The sequence below is a fragment of the Wenyingzhuangia sp. IMCC45533 genome, assembly GCF_054111225.1.
The window spans coordinates 242,741-256,549 of the sequence record NZ_CM134197.1; the positions used below are offsets into that span (position 1 = coordinate 242,741).

Sequence of the window (13,809 nt, forward strand, 5' to 3'; positions counted from 1 at the left end):
AACGGTGTGACTACCACAACTAGTGCTTTAAATATCTCAATGTTACAATTGACAGCCATCAACAGCATATATACAGTCTTTAAATACTTTAGAGGGAGAAACATAATTTAAAAAACACAACGCAATGAGCAACGATAAAGAAAATCCGAAATTCCCCTTTTTACATATGTGGGTTGATGAAAACAAACAAAGTAGAATTGATGAAACTTTTATGACCGGGTTTGGTAAAAAAAATATGGGTGAAGGTGCCGACCCGCAATGGTTAAAACCATTTCCAGGTAAAGTTTCTGATATTAAATTTACTGTTTTACCCGTGGGTTGGGTTGGAGACTGGCATGAAACCCCTAAACCACAATGGGTAATTCCTACTAAAGGGACTTGGTTTATAGAAACACAAGACGGTAACAGAGTAGAGATGGGGCCTGGAGATATTCATTTTGGTCAGGACATAGGTACCAAAGAAATTGACAGTAAAAAGGGACACAAATCTGGAACTGTAGGAGACGAACCTTGCTACCAAATGGTCATTCAGTTTGAAACTTCTCCTGCAGCACAAACCAAAAATCCGTTTTAGCATGAACTTTACTCGTATTATTAAACAAGCCCATACTCCGCAGGTACTTCATACCAACGATGTGGAAATTTACGACGACCGTTTAAAGCCTGTTTTAAAAGAAAAGAAATGCCTACGCTTATTGTATAACGATGCTATTTGGAGTGAGGGTCCCATCTGGTGGGAAAAAAACAAAACATTGGTATGGAGTGATGTTAGAGGAAGAAGAGTTTTTGGTTGGAAAGAAGATGGAACCGTAGGTTTATTGACTAAGACAAGCTATTTTAATAACGGGAATACCATAGACATCCATGGTAACTTAATCAGTTGCGAACATGGACGTAGAGGAATCAGCAAGTTTGTAGATAACGATTTCAAGATACTAATCGATCATTACAAAGGGTTAAAATTAAACTCTCCTAACGACATCATTACTGACAAAAAAGGAAATATTTGGTTTACAGATCCTACTTTTGGCATTGATATGCCTGCGGAGGGATATCCTATTGAATCGGATTTAAAACACACCAGCGTATATCAATATACAAACGATTATAAACTGTTATTGATGGTTGAGGCTAATCAACCTAACGGTTTGGGATTCTCTCCTTGTGAAACCAAGTTCTATATTTCTCAAACTCCACAGGACGATCCAGAATCTGTTGGAATCTACGTTTTTGATTGGGATGGTAAGGCATTAAAAAACAAACGTTTTTTCGCAAAGGTGAAAGATGGAATTGCAGATGGTTTTGCCATTGATCGCAGGGGATGGCTGTGGTCTAGTTCAAAGTCTGGAATTGTTATTTTTGACTCTGAAGGTACAGAAATAGGTAAGATACCTACCCCACACATTGTGAGTAATTGTACTTTTGATACTGAGCAAAAAAGATTATTTATTACAGGGCAAGAATCTCTTTGGATGGTAGCCTTATCATAAAGCAAAAAAGGTAGATGATCTCAATCATCTACCTTTTTTTATTTATCATTTATCACTACTTATCCTCTATTTTCTTTTAATAATTCCTGAAGGAAAACTACCCAAATTAGCTCCGAACGCGTGCGTTGTAGGTGCTGTGGCAGCATCTTTTTCAATGGTGCTTACTAGTGGTTTAATGGAAAAAGGTTTTACTGAATTATCAGGAAAAGGCTCTAATGAAATAACTGTCATTGTAGTACCATCTCCATTTAATACCAATGGAAAAGTAAACCCGTCAGGTGCATTCAAGAAAAAGTCTTCTCCAGGGATAGGTGGTCCTGCATTCTCAATACCACTAAATAAATTCTCAGCATCTCTTTCGTCAAATTTGGTAAATGTACCTGTAGAAAGTGGTTTACCATCTACAACCACCCATCCTTCGTATCTCCATCCTGAAGTGGTTTCAAGCTCTGGCATATCTTTTAAACCTGCTGTTGGTGGTGCTCCAGGTGTTCCAAACCAAATTCCGTTTTCATCATTGCCATTGTTGGTTCCAGTTTCGTCTGTAGGAGTTCTTAAAAAATAAGTTCCGTTTGCGTTACCAAATTCACCATCTCCCGCTGCGTTAATTCCTGGAACTAAATTGGCAATTACCGCTGCAGAATTTCCAGAGAAATTTGCCGCTAACATTTTAGTTTCAGAAGGTGCTGGATCTGGATCAATCGTAGGTTCAATAGACAATACAAACTTAGTAGCACTTGCTAGCATTGTTTCATCCACCTCAAAAGAATTTTTTGAAAAAGAACCGTTGTCATCAACTGTGAATATACCTGTAGAAACGGGATCTCCATTTACAATAATCCAACCTTCGTAAACATAACTAGGTCCCAAATTTTCTAAACCGCTAATTGATAATTCTAAATTATCATTACTCGCTTGTGCATTAGCGTTGTCATCGTCATCGCTACAAGATCCTAAGAGCATTCCTAATGATAGCAAACTAGCTGCAAAAATTCTATTCTTCATTTTGTTTTTGATTTTAATTATAAAATCAAATTTAGATGAGCTTGTTTATTAATTATGTTAGCTAGCTAACACATAGCTCTTTTTTTAAAATAATTTTAGTTCTATTAAACGCTATTAAACCTTCATCCTTTAGCTCGTTTAACACAATATTTAAACTCGGCCTAGAAGTACCGATTAAGCTAGCAATGTCTTTTTGTGTGTAGGGGTGTTCAATTTCTGTGTGATGAGTAATAGGGTTTACAGCACCATAATCTTTAGCCAAGTCGGATAAAAACTCAGTCACTCTAGTTCTACAATCTTTAAACATTAGAATCTCTAATCTTCTCTCTAACTTTTTAATTCTGTAGTTGATGAATTTGTAAATATTTAAAGCAAAATTTTGATTATCTCTCATCAAATCATGTAGTGTATTTACTTCTATGGGACATACAGAGGTATTATTATTCAGCACTTTAGCAAATTCATTTCTAGTATTTTGCTCTAAAAGCGCTTTTTCTCCAAAAACTTGCCCTTTTTTTAATACCGCTTTAACAACCTCATCTCCTTGGGGAGTGTAGTAACCTATTTTTACTTTTCCGGACTGAATCAAGAATAATTTGCTAGCGCTGTCCAAAGAAAAGTATACGTAATCGTTCTTTTTAAAATTTAAAAATTGGTGACAAGCAGCATAGTCTTTGAATTTATGGGGACACAATTTTCCAAACAAATTCACATTTTCAATAAACCAAAGTTGTTGAGTCATAATTTTTATATCCTTAAATAATGACTTTGGTCGTTTTTAGTCGCTAGTAATTACAAAACTCTCTGCTCATATTAGCGTGTGCTCCGCTTGAGAAAAAATCCGTTGGATAAGTAGAATTGATAGGGATTTTATACCGCAAACTATACTCTTGAATTGTGAGTTAACTTTATTAGTATAATTTTATATCGAAATTTGCTGGAAACGAAAATTTTAGAAATTCGTAATCCTTATATCATGCTTACGTTACTGCGTTAAAAAAGTTGAGATTTGGATTTGTTAAACTCGTAGTCATATCAATTTATATGCTTGTTTGGCAATTTCTAGCTCCTCGTTAGTAGGAATTACCAACACTTTTACTTTTGAGTTTTTACTGCTAATTAAAGTTGTTTCTTTAGGACGTTGGTTATTCAACTCAACATCCAATTCAATTCCCAAGTATTCTAAATTTTCGCAGATCAAAGTTCTTAAGTCTACACTATTTTCACCTGCTCCCGCTGTAAAAACAATAGCAGTTAAACCATTCATGGCAGCGGTATACGCTCCAATATATTTTTTAACCCTGTAGGCATACAAATCTAAAGCTTCTTTACACACTTTGTTTCCAGCGTTGGACTGGCCCACCAAATCTCTAAAATCAGAATAACCCGTCATACCAAGCATCCCACTTTTTTTGTTTAAAATGTCACTCACCTGTTCTGCAGAGTAACCTACATTTTTTATTAAATGTAAAATTACAGAAGGATCAATATCTCCAGTTCTGGTCCCCATGGCTAAACCCGTGGTAGGAGAAAATCCCATAGAATGATCTACACAAATTCCATTTTGGATGGCAGATACCGAAGCACCGTTACCAATATGTAAGGTGACTAATTTTGTTTGAGCTGTTCCTAAAAACTCATTAGCTTTTTCTGATACATATTTGTGGCTAGTTCCATGAAAACCATAAACTCTTATTTTTTTTTCTTCCGTTAGTTCTTTCGGAAGGGCATATTTATAAGCTTTAGAAGGGATTGTTTGATGAAAAGCCGTATCAAAAACAGCAATTTGGGTTGCCTGTGGGAATAGCTCTTCGCATACTTCAATCCCCAGTAAATTTGCAGGATTATGCAATGGAGCTAAAGAAAACAAACCTTTAATTTCTGATTTTACTTCAGGAGTAACAATTTGAGTTTTAGAAAACGTATTTCCACCGTGTACCACTCTGTGCCCAATAGCTTTTAAGTCTTTAGTAGATTTTAGAACTCCAATGTTAGCATCTAATAAATGTTTAACTAAGGTAGATAAACCCTCTTTGTGATTGGCTATCTCAGCCACCACAGAAACCTCTTTACCATTTGCAGGATTGTACACAAAATTTGAGTTTTCTTGACCAATGCGCTCTATCAAACCGTCACAAATTACTGTTTCTGACGGCATGTCTATCACTTGATATTTTAAAGAAGAACTTCCTGAATTTATAACTAATATATTCATTTTTGCTTTTTATAATTCTTGTGCTTGAATAGCGGTAATAATCACTGTATTAAAAATATCATCTACCGTACAACCTCTACTTAAATCATTTACTGGCTTGTTCAATCCTTGTAACATTGGACCAATAGCCAAAGCACCTGTTTCTCGCTGAATAGCTTTGTAGGTATTATTCCCCGTATTCAAATCCGGAAAAACCAACACTGTAGCTTTTCCGGCTACTTCGGAATTTGGCATTTTACTCTTAGCTACTCCTTTATCTACAGCGGCATCGTATTGAATTGGTCCCTCTACTTTTAAATCGGGACGTTTGCTTTTTACAATTTCTGTCGCTGTTCTTACTTTATCTACTTGAGCTCCTTTTCCCGAGGATCCTGAGGAATAAGACAGCATAGCCACCCTTGGCTCTATTCCAAAATTGGCTGCAGAGTCTGCCGAAGAAATTGCAATTTCTGCCAACTGCTCTGCTGTAGGGTCTGGGTTGATGGCACAATCTCCAAAAATGGCCACCCTATTATCCATACACATAAAAAAGATAGAAGACACTACAGATACATTAGGTTTGGTTTTGATAAACTGCAAAGCTGGCCTAATGGTATGTTGCGTTGTGTTTACTGCTCCAGAAACCATTCCATCTACCAATCCCTTATGAACCATCATAGTTCCAAAATAGGAAACGTCGGTCATGGTATCCCTAGCAGTATCTAGATTCATTCCCTTGTGTTTTCTCAGCTCGTAAAATGTGTTTACGAAGTCTTCAAAATATGCTGAGCTTGCAGGATTCAGCACTTTTATTTTATCAAAATTAATGGCAACATCAATTTTTTCTGCTCTTAATTTTAAATCTTCTATATCTCCCAACAATACTACTTCAACAATACTCAACGTGGCTAACATGGCAGCAGCTTGTAAAATACGAGGATCGTTTCCTTCGGGAAGCACAATTTTCTTTTTTACTTTACTAGCCCTATCAATCATGTTATACTGAAACATTTTTGGAGTCATTCCCACTACTTTTGTTTTGATTAACTGATGGGTGAGTTCCGATGTTGGAATGTACTTGTCAAAAATTCTGATAGAGGCTAAAATTTTATCCGTATTCTCTTTGTAAATCTGCGCTTGTACATTGGCTACATTAGTAGCAGCCTCAAAAGTTCCCGTCTTTACGGATAAAATTGGAACTACATCAGACAAACCATCAATCAACTTTAAAATCGTTTTTTCTGGTTTTAACCCGCCTGTTAAGACAATTCCTGATACTTTAGGGTAATTTTTTGAGCTGTTTGCTTGTAAAGAACCTAAAATTATGTCTGCTCTATCTCCAGGAGTAACTACCAAATAGTTGTCCGCATAATGCTCTAAATGATTTCTCAACTGCATAGCTCCTACTCCATAAGCTCCAATAGGATTATTTAAACCATCCTCTCCAAACATTATTTCTGCATCTAACTCTCTAACAATTTCTGCCACAGTAGGATTGGATAATTTATTAGAATAAGGTATGATAGATTTGATAACAGATGATGGAACAATTTTAGACAAATGTTCCTCTATCACTTCTACGTGTTTTTTATTGGCTTTGTTAATGATAACCGACAAAACATTAACCTCATCTCTGGTAAAAGTGTCGTAAATTAATTTTGTGCTTTCAATAAGGTCGTGCACTGATATTCCTTTTTTTGCTTTACTGATAATCAAAGCAGGAATTCCCAAGTTTTTGGCTATGTTAACATTTAATTCTGCTTCAAAAGAAGTAGCATTCCCTTCAAAATCCGTCCCCTCCACCAATACAAAATCATATTTAGCTTCCAATTTTTTATATCGTTTGATGATGGTATCTATCACCTCTCCACTTTTTCCCTGGTTCCTTTTGGTAATTACCTCCTTACCTGTAAACACATAGGCATCTTTGTATTCGATATCTAAATCAAAATGAGATAATATAGTTTCTATATGAAAGTCTTTTTGATTCTTTTTAGTGGTAATTACAGGTTTTAAGTAACCTACTTTGGTTGTTTTACCCAACAACAAACGCATTAAACCCAAAGTAACTATAGATTTACCACTGTTAGAATGTGAAGCCGCAATGTAAATAGCTTTACTCATAATGTTCTAGTCTTTTACACAAAAATAAGACTTAAAATTTCTAAAAAACTAATATTAATCATACTTTTAAACAATCTGGTGATTTGTAAAAAATGAAGTATATCGTACTACTTAGAGGGATAAACGTGTCTGGTAAAAACAAAATTTTGATGAAAGAATTTTGTCAAGTTTTATTACAAGATTCTCGTTTTGAGGAAGTAAAAAGTTATATTCAAAGTGGAAATTTTATAATCACCTCAACGATTGCTTCTGCTCATAACATTCGAAAAATAATCGAAGATTTTATTGATGCAAATTATCATTATAAAATTACTGCCTTTTGTTACAAAGTAGATGAGTTTAAAGCTATTTTAGACCAACATCCTTACGAAATTTTAGACAAAAAGAACTACGTAACTTTTACGTTGAGTAAACAGAAACAACTTAACCAGTTAGAGCTCTCTAATTTTGGAAATGATCTGTTCAGTGTAAACAACTCCATCATTCACATACGTTATCACACCCAATACAGTGACTCTAAGCTGAATAATTCATACATCGAAAAAACAACACAAACCACAGCTACTACTCGTAATTGGAATACCCTTCAAAAATTGATTTTGATAGCTACTTAAAAGCAAAAAACCTCGTGGTGACGAGGTTTTTAATTTTTTGTATATACGATATCGTGACTAATTGGGGTTAGTCACTTCGGTTACATTCCTTAATTGAATTCTAATAATTAGCGTTTGCCTGAACACCCCTCCATTTATTGTTGGTTCTAATCCGGTAGGAACTATCAAAAGCCCTTCACCTGAATTTTCAAATGTTCTTGGACCATTAACCGATTCTACAACATCTCCAGACTTAAAAAGAGGTAAAGTTGCTGTATACGCATTGTCTTCTGTGGCTAAATTTCTAAAAAAAGTACGCTCTCTTTCGATGTTGCTAATTCCAGTATTTTGGTTGAATAAATCTATTTGAGGGAAATTCCCTTCGTCGTTTGCTATAAAATTAAAATACTCAAATCCTACTTTTACAATATCATTACTGTCAGGAGAGATATTACTACCCTCTTTTGTTTTGTAAACGTAAACGATATAGTCTATACCTTCCCTTCTATATGTCACTGGAGTTAAATTAGGATCATTCTTTAAAGAAACCTGATTATCGTCAATAATTTTAAACATATCAATAGACTCATCATAATAAGTTGCATTGATAAAGGCTTCAATATTGCTCTTATCATTATCATAGATTTCTTGAGGTGTGAGTACATCAACTTCATCTTCTTCACAGCTAACTAGCAGGATTGATAATAAAGCGAAGAATATATTTTTAAAATTCATATTTATTAATTTTGAAATCGCAATTTACAATTTTCATATCTTAGCAAAAAAATAAACTTCTACAAATCTCTATATGCGAATAGACAAATATTTATGGACTATAAGAATGTTTAAAACGCGTTCTATTGCCACCGATGCATGCAAAAAAGGACACGTAAAGCTCAACGGTATTAACGTAAAACCTTCTAAAGAAGTATACATTGGAGAAAAAATAATTGTCAGAAAAAATCAAATTAATTATCAGCTAGAAGTTTTAGACATTCCTCCCAACAGAGTGGGTGCCAAATTGGTAGATTTATATAGAAAAGATACCACTCCTAAAGAAGCGTTTGAGCATACAGATTTGTTAAAATTTGCCAAAGATTATTATAGAAAAAAAGGAGCTGGACGACCTAGTAAAAAAGATAGAAGAGATTTAGATGACTATCAAGAAAACAATACATTTGACAACGAAAATTAAACTTATTTGTACATGAACAAGTCTATTATTTTAAATCACGAAGAAATTACGCAAAAAACAAGGAGAATTGCGTTTCAAATTCTAGAGCATAATTATGATACTGATGAAATTGTTTTAGCAGGAATCAAAGGCAATGGATTTGTTTTTTCTCAGCACCTAAAAGCCCACCTAGAAAAAATTAGCGATTTAAAAATTACTTTGTGTGAATTGTTTTTGGATAAAAAGAATCCTTTATCAAAAATAGAAACTAGTATTTCTGAAGAAGCTTATCAAAATAAAAATATTGTTCTTGTAGATGATGTTTTAAACTCTGGTAAAACACTTATTTATGGAGTTAAGCATTTTTTAGAAGTTCCTCTAGCTTCATTTAAAACCGCTGTGCTAGTTAATAGAAATCATAAAAAATACCCTATTAAAGCCGATTTTAAAGGAATTTCTTTATCTACTTCTTTACAGGAGCATATAGAAGTTGATTTTAGTAATGAAACAGATTCTATTGCTTATTTGTGTTAATAAACTACAGACTTGCTAAAATTTCCGAAGTGATTTGTGATACAGATTTATTGTCAACCAAAACTGCAACTTTGGCTTGTAAGTAAAAATGCCTTCTCTCAAATAAATGCTTTCCTATAAACTCAGGTAAGTCTTCTTCTGTAATTCTAGCTATCAAAGGTCTTTTACTTTTTTCAGGCAACAACCTTTCCACTAAAGTAGGAATGTTGGCACTCAAATAAACAGAAGTTCCTTTCTCATTCACCAACTCCATGTTGTTACCAAAACAGGGAGTTCCTCCTCCTAAAGAGAGTACAAAATTTTCGTCGCTATCTAGCAATTCTTTTAATGTGCTAGTTTCTAATTTTCTAAAATACACTTCTCCTTTGTTAGAAAATATTTCTGTAATGGATCTTTGTTCCTTTTGTTCTATATAGTCATCTAAGTCTATTCTTTTAACCTGCAATTGTCTGCTCAACGATTTTGATATGGCCGATTTTCCACACCCCATATAACCTAAAAGAATTACTTTCATATTTATTTATCTGTTTGCTTAACGATTACAAATATCCTAGAAAAAAGATTTGAAAAAAAGTTTTTAGACTTAAAAAAACCTTTATATTTGCACCCTCATTGACCTGGTAGCTCAGTTGGTAGAGCATCTCCCTTTTAAGGAGAGGGTCCTGGGTTCGAGCCCCAGCCCGGTCACAAAACCTAACTAATTAAGTAGTTAGGTTTTTTTGTTTAAAAAAATCACATTTTGGCTTATTTTAAATTCACCGCCAGACAGTTTTCAGTTGTAAATACTTAAATTTTTTTTAGTGTTATTTTAAATAAAAAAAGATATTTGTAATACCAAAAGCACTCATGGCGAAATTGGTAGACGTGCTACCTTGAGGGGGTAGTGTCCTTATGGACGTGCTGGTTCGAATCCAGTTGAGTGCACAAACAATTTATATGGAAATTACCTATTCAATAAACGAACTTCCAAAAGTTGCGGCCAAAATTATTGAGCATAGTAAGAGCAAAACTTTATTGTTTTATGCCTCTATGGGAACTGGTAAAACGACATTAATTAAAGAAATAGCCAAACAACTAGGCTGCACCATCAGCTCCTCTCCAACCTTTTCATTGGTAAATGAATATGAAACCAAGGGTAACGAAATCCTTTATCATTTTGATTTTTATAGAGTTGAAGATGAAAACGAAGCCTACGATATGGGTATTGAAGAATATCTCTACAATAACCGATGGTCTTTTATTGAATGGCCCGAGAATATAGAAAATTTATTACCTTTAGATGCGCAGGTAATTACAATTGAGACAAACGAAGACAACTCTAGAACTTTGTTACTAAAAGATTAGCCTGTACTCAACATTACTTTGTCTATGGGAAAACACACAACTGCATTTGGTAAAATTGAATTTCACGTTCAAGAAGAGAGATTGGCTGTAAAACCTAAAAAAGGAGATCTTTTCATTGGTATTCCCAAAGAAACTTGTCACGAAGAAAAACGTGTTTGCTTAACTCCAGATGCTGTTGCTGCGATGACCTTACAGGGACACAAAATTATTATAGAATCTGGTGCTGGATTGGCTTCTAATTTTACGGATAAAGAATACTCCGAATCTGGTGCAATTATATCTTATAACACCGAAGAAGTTTTTCAATGCTATTTGGTTTTAAAAGTATCTCCTCCTTCTTTAATAGAGATTGATTATATGAGACCGCATGGTTTTTTAGTATCATCCTTGCAACTTAAAACACAATCTAAAGAATATTACAAAGCTCTAGCTAACAAACGCATTACAGCCATCGCGTTCGACTTTATCAAAGATGATCATGATAGCTATCCTATCGTAAAATCGTTGAGCGAAATCGCTGGAACAGCTTCTATTTTAATAGCTGCTGAAATCATGAATGCAGAAAATGGAGGTTCTGGTAGATTGTTAGGAAACATTAGTGGAGTTCCTCCTTGCGAAGTAGTTATTTTAGGAGCAGGAACCGTTGGTTTATTTGCTGCAAAATCGGCTCAAGCGTTGGGAGCCAGCGTAAAAGTTTTTGACAATTCTATCACTAAGTTAAGACAACTTCAACAAGACCTAAACAATCCAGTGTACACCTCAACTATACACCACAAAGCTTTAAACAAAGCCTTGATGCGTTGTGATGTAGTTATTGGTGCGATTAAAGGTAAAACTAGAGCTCCTATTGTAGTTTCGGAAGATATGGTTTCTGTAATGAAAGAAGGTGCTGTAATTATTGACGTTAGTATTGATAGAGGAGGTTGTTTTGAAACTTCTGAACTTACCACTCACAGTAGCCCTACCTTTTCTAGGTATGGTGTATTTCATTATGGAGTTCCCAACATTCCATCTAGATATGCAAAAACGGCTAGTATATCCATCAGTAACATTATTACTCCTTACCTACTAACTGTTGGGGATGAAGGAGGTTTTGAAGCTGCTGTCAAATATGATAATATTATAAGAAGTGGAATGTATATGTACAAAGGAGTACTCACCAAAAAGGCTGTAGGAGAATGGTTTGATTTGCCTTTTACCGATATAAATTTGCTTATAATTTAATCATAAATAACCTTATAAATACATAAGACTTAATTACTTTTGAAGTCTTAAATTTACTAAAATGATTAAAGAATTGATCCATAAAATAGATGCCAAACTCATCAGAAGGTTTGGATACTATTTGGTAGGCTTGGCTTTGGGTGTGGTTGCTTTGACCTACATTAATAAACAAAAAGGTACTTCTTTTAATTACGGACCAAACGCTAGAGTTTTGAGTCAGTTGAGGCTGAGAGACACTTTTAAAATTTCTGAAAAGGCACAGCTTAGTTTAGATAAATATAAACTGGATTCTTTAGATATTAAATATGTACTTCACAAAGGAGAATGGGATAGATCCAAGAGCAACGTTCACGAAAAGCCTTGTCCCAATTACTGGATAGACATCACCATTGGTAAAAAAGAAAACAATACAGTGGTAACCAACAATTTTGCCTTTATTTTTGAAAGATGTGAGTATATAACTACTATTAAAGATGTTAAATTACAACCTTAACAAATATGAAGTTTATAATCATCCTTGTAATTATTGCTGTTACAGTTGTTACAATACTCGTAGTTAAAACCAAGACCAGTAATCAATTAGAGTCAAATGGAATACAAACCACAGGTACTGTAACCCATGTATTTCATAGAGGAAAATTGCCCTTTTGTAAGTTTAGTTACATTGTGAATCAACAGAAGTACATCAAAACGCAAGAGGTAGCGCATCACTTAAAAAACGAGATACTACACAAAACATACATGGTTAAGTATGATAAAAATAATCCAAACAATGCCATTATAAAACTAAAACAGGAAGCTCAATAGCTTTCTGTTTTAGTTTTATGACTTTTTATCTTGATAATATCTTTCTTTGATTTGCTTTACAGAGCCTATCGATTTTTCAATCCACTGAGCGTAAAGTTCGTCTTGTTCCTCTTTTGTTAATTGCCAATTTAAATCAGACCTCCTCAATCTATCAGTTGTATTTTGCAAAGTAATTGCTGCCGCTACAGACACGTTCAAACTTTCTGTAAAACCCACCATGGGTATTTTTAAATAACCATCTGCCTTAGACATTAATTCGTTAGAAACTCCCGTTCCTTCTACACCAAAAACAAAGGCCGATTTTTTAGAAATATCAAAATCTGCTACAAAAGAAGATTCTTCGTGGGGAGTGGTTACAATAATTTGATAACCATTTTCTCTGAGCGCATCTACACAATCTTGAGTGTTATTTTCGTTGTTTTTAAATCGATGAAAATCAATCCATTTTTGAGAACCCTTTCCTACTCCATTAGATATGTATGCTCTGTATTTATTCTCTATGGTATAAACATCCTGAACCCCAAAAACATCACAGCTACGTACCACTGCACTCCAATTGTGTTTTTGAAATAAATCTTCTAACACGACCGCAAAATGCCTAGTTCTATTGCTCAACACTTTTTTAAATGCAGCTTTCCTTTTTTCCGTTACAAAAGTCTCTAGGTAATTTAATAAATCTTGATTCATAACTCCTTAATCTACAAACTTTTTAAAATTCTGATACAAGATTCCTTCTTTATTGATATTTGACCCTTTTAGCACCAAATCAAAAATTTCTAAATTTCTCTCTTTGCTGTATTTTTTGGCCCCTTTAAAAAATTCAAACTGACTACTTTTAGGATTATTTAGTAACACTTGAATTCCCTCCTGAGAAGCTAAATCTATGGATTCGTCATTAGATTTAATCATAATTCTTTGGATTACACCCTCTGTACAGTAAAATAAATTAATGCTATTTTTAGAAAAATGCTCTAAATATTCAGCTTTGGTCAATACATCTTCCCATACCAAATCACTAAAAATATTTAACTCCTCATCAGCAACCTCAGGTTTACTTTTTTTAATCTCGTTCCATTCTTTTACATCAATTTGTTGCGATGCTAAAAAAGTGGCAAACTCTTGGTGTAATTCTTCTAATTGCTCTTTGGTTAGTTGAATGTACTTCATGACTTATAGTTTAAAGATTGAGTATATTTTACGTACTCGTCACCCTAAATTTATTTTAGGGTCTCATCCTGTTATTATTTACAGCGATACTTAAAATGTGTAATGCAATGCTGAATCAAGTTCAGCATGACGATAAAACTTATCGTGTTTAAA

At 34.1% G+C, this 13,809-nt stretch carries 17 protein-coding genes and 2 tRNA genes; 11 read left to right on the forward strand and 8 right to left on the reverse strand.

What is annotated here, in order from left to right; all coding sequences use genetic code 11:
* Positions 1 to 124 precede the first annotated feature (124 nt).
* Together ACXGQW_RS01035 and ACXGQW_RS01040 are read left to right on the forward strand one after the other, a co-directional pair.
* Positions 125 to 574, forward strand: a complete 450-nt coding sequence (locus tag ACXGQW_RS01035; RefSeq protein ID WP_457823254.1) for a hypothetical protein — start codon at positions 125 to 127, stop codon at positions 572 to 574.
* Between the two features lies 1 nt (position 575).
* Positions 576 to 1,490: an SMP-30/gluconolactonase/LRE family protein gene (locus ACXGQW_RS01040; RefSeq protein WP_457823255.1), complete on the forward strand. Its 915-nt coding sequence runs from the start codon at positions 576 to 578 to the stop codon at positions 1,488 to 1,490.
* 66 nt (positions 1,491 to 1,556) lie between these two features.
* Here the strand turns inward: ACXGQW_RS01040 and ACXGQW_RS01045 are convergent, their stop codons facing one another.
* From ACXGQW_RS01045 to pta, 4 genes are all read right to left on the reverse strand, one after another.
* A complete protein-coding gene (locus ACXGQW_RS01045) occupies positions 1,557 to 2,495 on the reverse strand; it encodes an anti-sigma factor (protein ID WP_457823256.1) in 939 nt (312 codons plus the stop codon).
* Between the two features lie 61 nt (positions 2,496 to 2,556).
* A complete protein-coding gene (locus ACXGQW_RS01050) occupies positions 2,557 to 3,237 on the reverse strand; it encodes a Crp/Fnr family transcriptional regulator (protein WP_457823257.1) in 681 nt (226 codons plus the stop codon).
* A 288-nt stretch (positions 3,238 to 3,525) separates the two neighbouring features.
* Positions 3,526 to 4,710 carry an acetate/propionate family kinase gene (locus tag ACXGQW_RS01055; RefSeq protein ID WP_457823258.1) on the reverse strand — a complete coding sequence of 395 codons (1,185 nt, stop codon included), beginning with the start codon at positions 4,708 to 4,710 and terminating at the stop codon, positions 3,526 to 3,528.
* A 9-nt stretch (positions 4,711 to 4,719) separates the two neighbouring features.
* Positions 4,720 to 6,813, reverse strand: a complete 2,094-nt coding sequence (gene pta / locus ACXGQW_RS01060; protein WP_457823259.1) for a phosphate acetyltransferase — start codon at positions 6,811 to 6,813, stop codon at positions 4,720 to 4,722.
* A 92-nt stretch (positions 6,814 to 6,905) separates the two neighbouring features.
* Here pta and ACXGQW_RS01065 point away from each other — a divergent pair, with 92 nt between their 5' ends.
* Positions 6,906 to 7,427, forward strand: a complete 522-nt coding sequence (locus ACXGQW_RS01065; RefSeq protein WP_457823260.1) for a DUF1697 domain-containing protein — start codon at positions 6,906 to 6,908, stop codon at positions 7,425 to 7,427.
* A gap of 57 nt (positions 7,428 to 7,484) precedes the next feature.
* Here ACXGQW_RS01065 and ACXGQW_RS01070 read toward each other — a convergent pair whose 3' ends face one another.
* Complete coding sequence (locus tag ACXGQW_RS01070) at positions 7,485 to 8,141, reverse strand: hypothetical protein (RefSeq protein ID WP_457823261.1); 657 nt, start codon at positions 8,139 to 8,141, stop codon at positions 7,485 to 7,487.
* Positions 8,142 to 8,214: 73 nt separating this feature from the next.
* Between ACXGQW_RS01070 and ACXGQW_RS01075 the strand changes: the two genes are divergently transcribed.
* Positions 8,215 to 8,601 carry an RNA-binding S4 domain-containing protein gene (locus tag ACXGQW_RS01075; protein ID WP_457823262.1) on the forward strand — a complete coding sequence of 129 codons (387 nt, stop codon included), beginning with the start codon at positions 8,215 to 8,217 and terminating at the stop codon, positions 8,599 to 8,601.
* Between the two features lie 12 nt (positions 8,602 to 8,613).
* Positions 8,614 to 9,114, forward strand: coding sequence for a phosphoribosyltransferase family protein (locus ACXGQW_RS01080; RefSeq protein WP_457823263.1), 501 nt, complete (start codon positions 8,614 to 8,616; stop codon positions 9,112 to 9,114).
* 4 nt (positions 9,115 to 9,118) lie between these two features.
* Here ACXGQW_RS01080 and ACXGQW_RS01085 read toward each other — a convergent pair whose 3' ends face one another.
* A complete protein-coding gene (locus ACXGQW_RS01085; RefSeq protein WP_457823264.1) occupies positions 9,119 to 9,628 on the reverse strand; it encodes a shikimate kinase in 510 nt (169 codons plus the stop codon).
* A gap of 100 nt (positions 9,629 to 9,728) precedes the next feature.
* Here ACXGQW_RS01085 and ACXGQW_RS01090 point away from each other — a divergent pair.
* The 6 genes from ACXGQW_RS01090 (at position 9,729) to ACXGQW_RS01115 (ending at position 12,489) form a co-directional block, all read left to right on the forward strand.
* Positions 9,729 to 9,801, forward strand: a tRNA-Lys gene (locus ACXGQW_RS01090).
* A 153-nt stretch (positions 9,802 to 9,954) separates the two neighbouring features.
* Positions 9,955 to 10,038 (forward strand) — tRNA-Leu (locus ACXGQW_RS01095).
* A 12-nt stretch (positions 10,039 to 10,050) separates the two neighbouring features.
* Entirely contained in the window at positions 10,051 to 10,458 is a 408-nt protein-coding gene (gene tsaE, locus ACXGQW_RS01100) for a tRNA (adenosine(37)-N6)-threonylcarbamoyltransferase complex ATPase subunit type 1 TsaE (protein ID WP_457823265.1), read from the forward strand.
* 24 nt (positions 10,459 to 10,482) lie between these two features.
* Positions 10,483 to 11,682, forward strand: a complete 1,200-nt coding sequence (locus ACXGQW_RS01105) for an alanine dehydrogenase (RefSeq protein ID WP_457823266.1) — start codon at positions 10,483 to 10,485, stop codon at positions 11,680 to 11,682.
* Between the two features lie 61 nt (positions 11,683 to 11,743).
* Complete coding sequence (locus ACXGQW_RS01110) at positions 11,744 to 12,175, forward strand: DUF4258 domain-containing protein (RefSeq protein WP_457823267.1); 432 nt, start codon at positions 11,744 to 11,746, stop codon at positions 12,173 to 12,175.
* A 5-nt stretch (positions 12,176 to 12,180) separates the two neighbouring features.
* Positions 12,181 to 12,489, forward strand: a complete 309-nt coding sequence (locus ACXGQW_RS01115) for a hypothetical protein (RefSeq protein WP_457823268.1) — start codon at positions 12,181 to 12,183, stop codon at positions 12,487 to 12,489.
* Between the two features lie 15 nt (positions 12,490 to 12,504).
* Here ACXGQW_RS01115 and ACXGQW_RS01120 read toward each other — a convergent pair whose 3' ends face one another.
* Together ACXGQW_RS01120 and ACXGQW_RS01125 are read right to left on the reverse strand one after the other, a co-directional pair.
* Complete coding sequence (locus ACXGQW_RS01120) at positions 12,505 to 13,176, reverse strand: TrmH family RNA methyltransferase (protein ID WP_457823269.1); 672 nt, start codon at positions 13,174 to 13,176, stop codon at positions 12,505 to 12,507.
* Positions 13,177 to 13,182: 6 nt separating this feature from the next.
* Entirely contained in the window at positions 13,183 to 13,656 is a 474-nt protein-coding gene (locus ACXGQW_RS01125) for a DUF6495 family protein (RefSeq protein WP_457823270.1), read from the reverse strand.
* Between the last annotated feature and the right edge of the window lie 153 nt (positions 13,657 to 13,809).

Coding starts and splice junctions, on each gene's coding strand:
- ACXGQW_RS01035 (WP_457823254.1), top strand. CDS start 125: ATGAGCAACGATAAAGAAAATCCGAAATTCCCCTTTTTACATATGTGG.
- ACXGQW_RS01040 (WP_457823255.1), top strand. CDS start 576: ATGAACTTTACTCGTATTATTAAACAAGCCCATACTCCGCAGGTACTT.
- ACXGQW_RS01045 (WP_457823256.1), bottom strand. CDS start 2,495: ATGAAGAATAGAATTTTTGCAGCTAGTTTGCTATCATTAGGAATGCTC.
- ACXGQW_RS01050 (WP_457823257.1), bottom strand. CDS start 3,237: ATGACTCAACAACTTTGGTTTATTGAAAATGTGAATTTGTTTGGAAAA.
- ACXGQW_RS01055 (WP_457823258.1), bottom strand. CDS start 4,710: ATGAATATATTAGTTATAAATTCAGGAAGTTCTTCTTTAAAATATCAA.
- pta (WP_457823259.1), bottom strand. CDS start 6,813: ATGAGTAAAGCTATTTACATTGCGGCTTCACATTCTAACAGTGGTAAA.
- ACXGQW_RS01065 (WP_457823260.1), top strand. CDS start 6,906: ATGAAGTATATCGTACTACTTAGAGGGATAAACGTGTCTGGTAAAAAC.
- ACXGQW_RS01070 (WP_457823261.1), bottom strand. CDS start 8,141: ATGAATTTTAAAAATATATTCTTCGCTTTATTATCAATCCTGCTAGTT.
- ACXGQW_RS01075 (WP_457823262.1), top strand. CDS start 8,215: ATGCGAATAGACAAATATTTATGGACTATAAGAATGTTTAAAACGCGT.
- ACXGQW_RS01080 (WP_457823263.1), top strand. CDS start 8,614: ATGAACAAGTCTATTATTTTAAATCACGAAGAAATTACGCAAAAAACA.
- ACXGQW_RS01085 (WP_457823264.1), bottom strand. CDS start 9,628: ATGAAAGTAATTCTTTTAGGTTATATGGGGTGTGGAAAATCGGCCATA.
- tsaE (WP_457823265.1), top strand. CDS start 10,051: ATGGAAATTACCTATTCAATAAACGAACTTCCAAAAGTTGCGGCCAAA.
- ACXGQW_RS01105 (WP_457823266.1), top strand. CDS start 10,483: ATGGGAAAACACACAACTGCATTTGGTAAAATTGAATTTCACGTTCAA.
- ACXGQW_RS01110 (WP_457823267.1), top strand. CDS start 11,744: ATGATTAAAGAATTGATCCATAAAATAGATGCCAAACTCATCAGAAGG.
- ACXGQW_RS01115 (WP_457823268.1), top strand. CDS start 12,181: ATGAAGTTTATAATCATCCTTGTAATTATTGCTGTTACAGTTGTTACA.
- ACXGQW_RS01120 (WP_457823269.1), bottom strand. CDS start 13,176: ATGAATCAAGATTTATTAAATTACCTAGAGACTTTTGTAACGGAAAAA.
- ACXGQW_RS01125 (WP_457823270.1), bottom strand. CDS start 13,656: ATGAAGTACATTCAACTAACCAAAGAGCAATTAGAAGAATTACACCAA.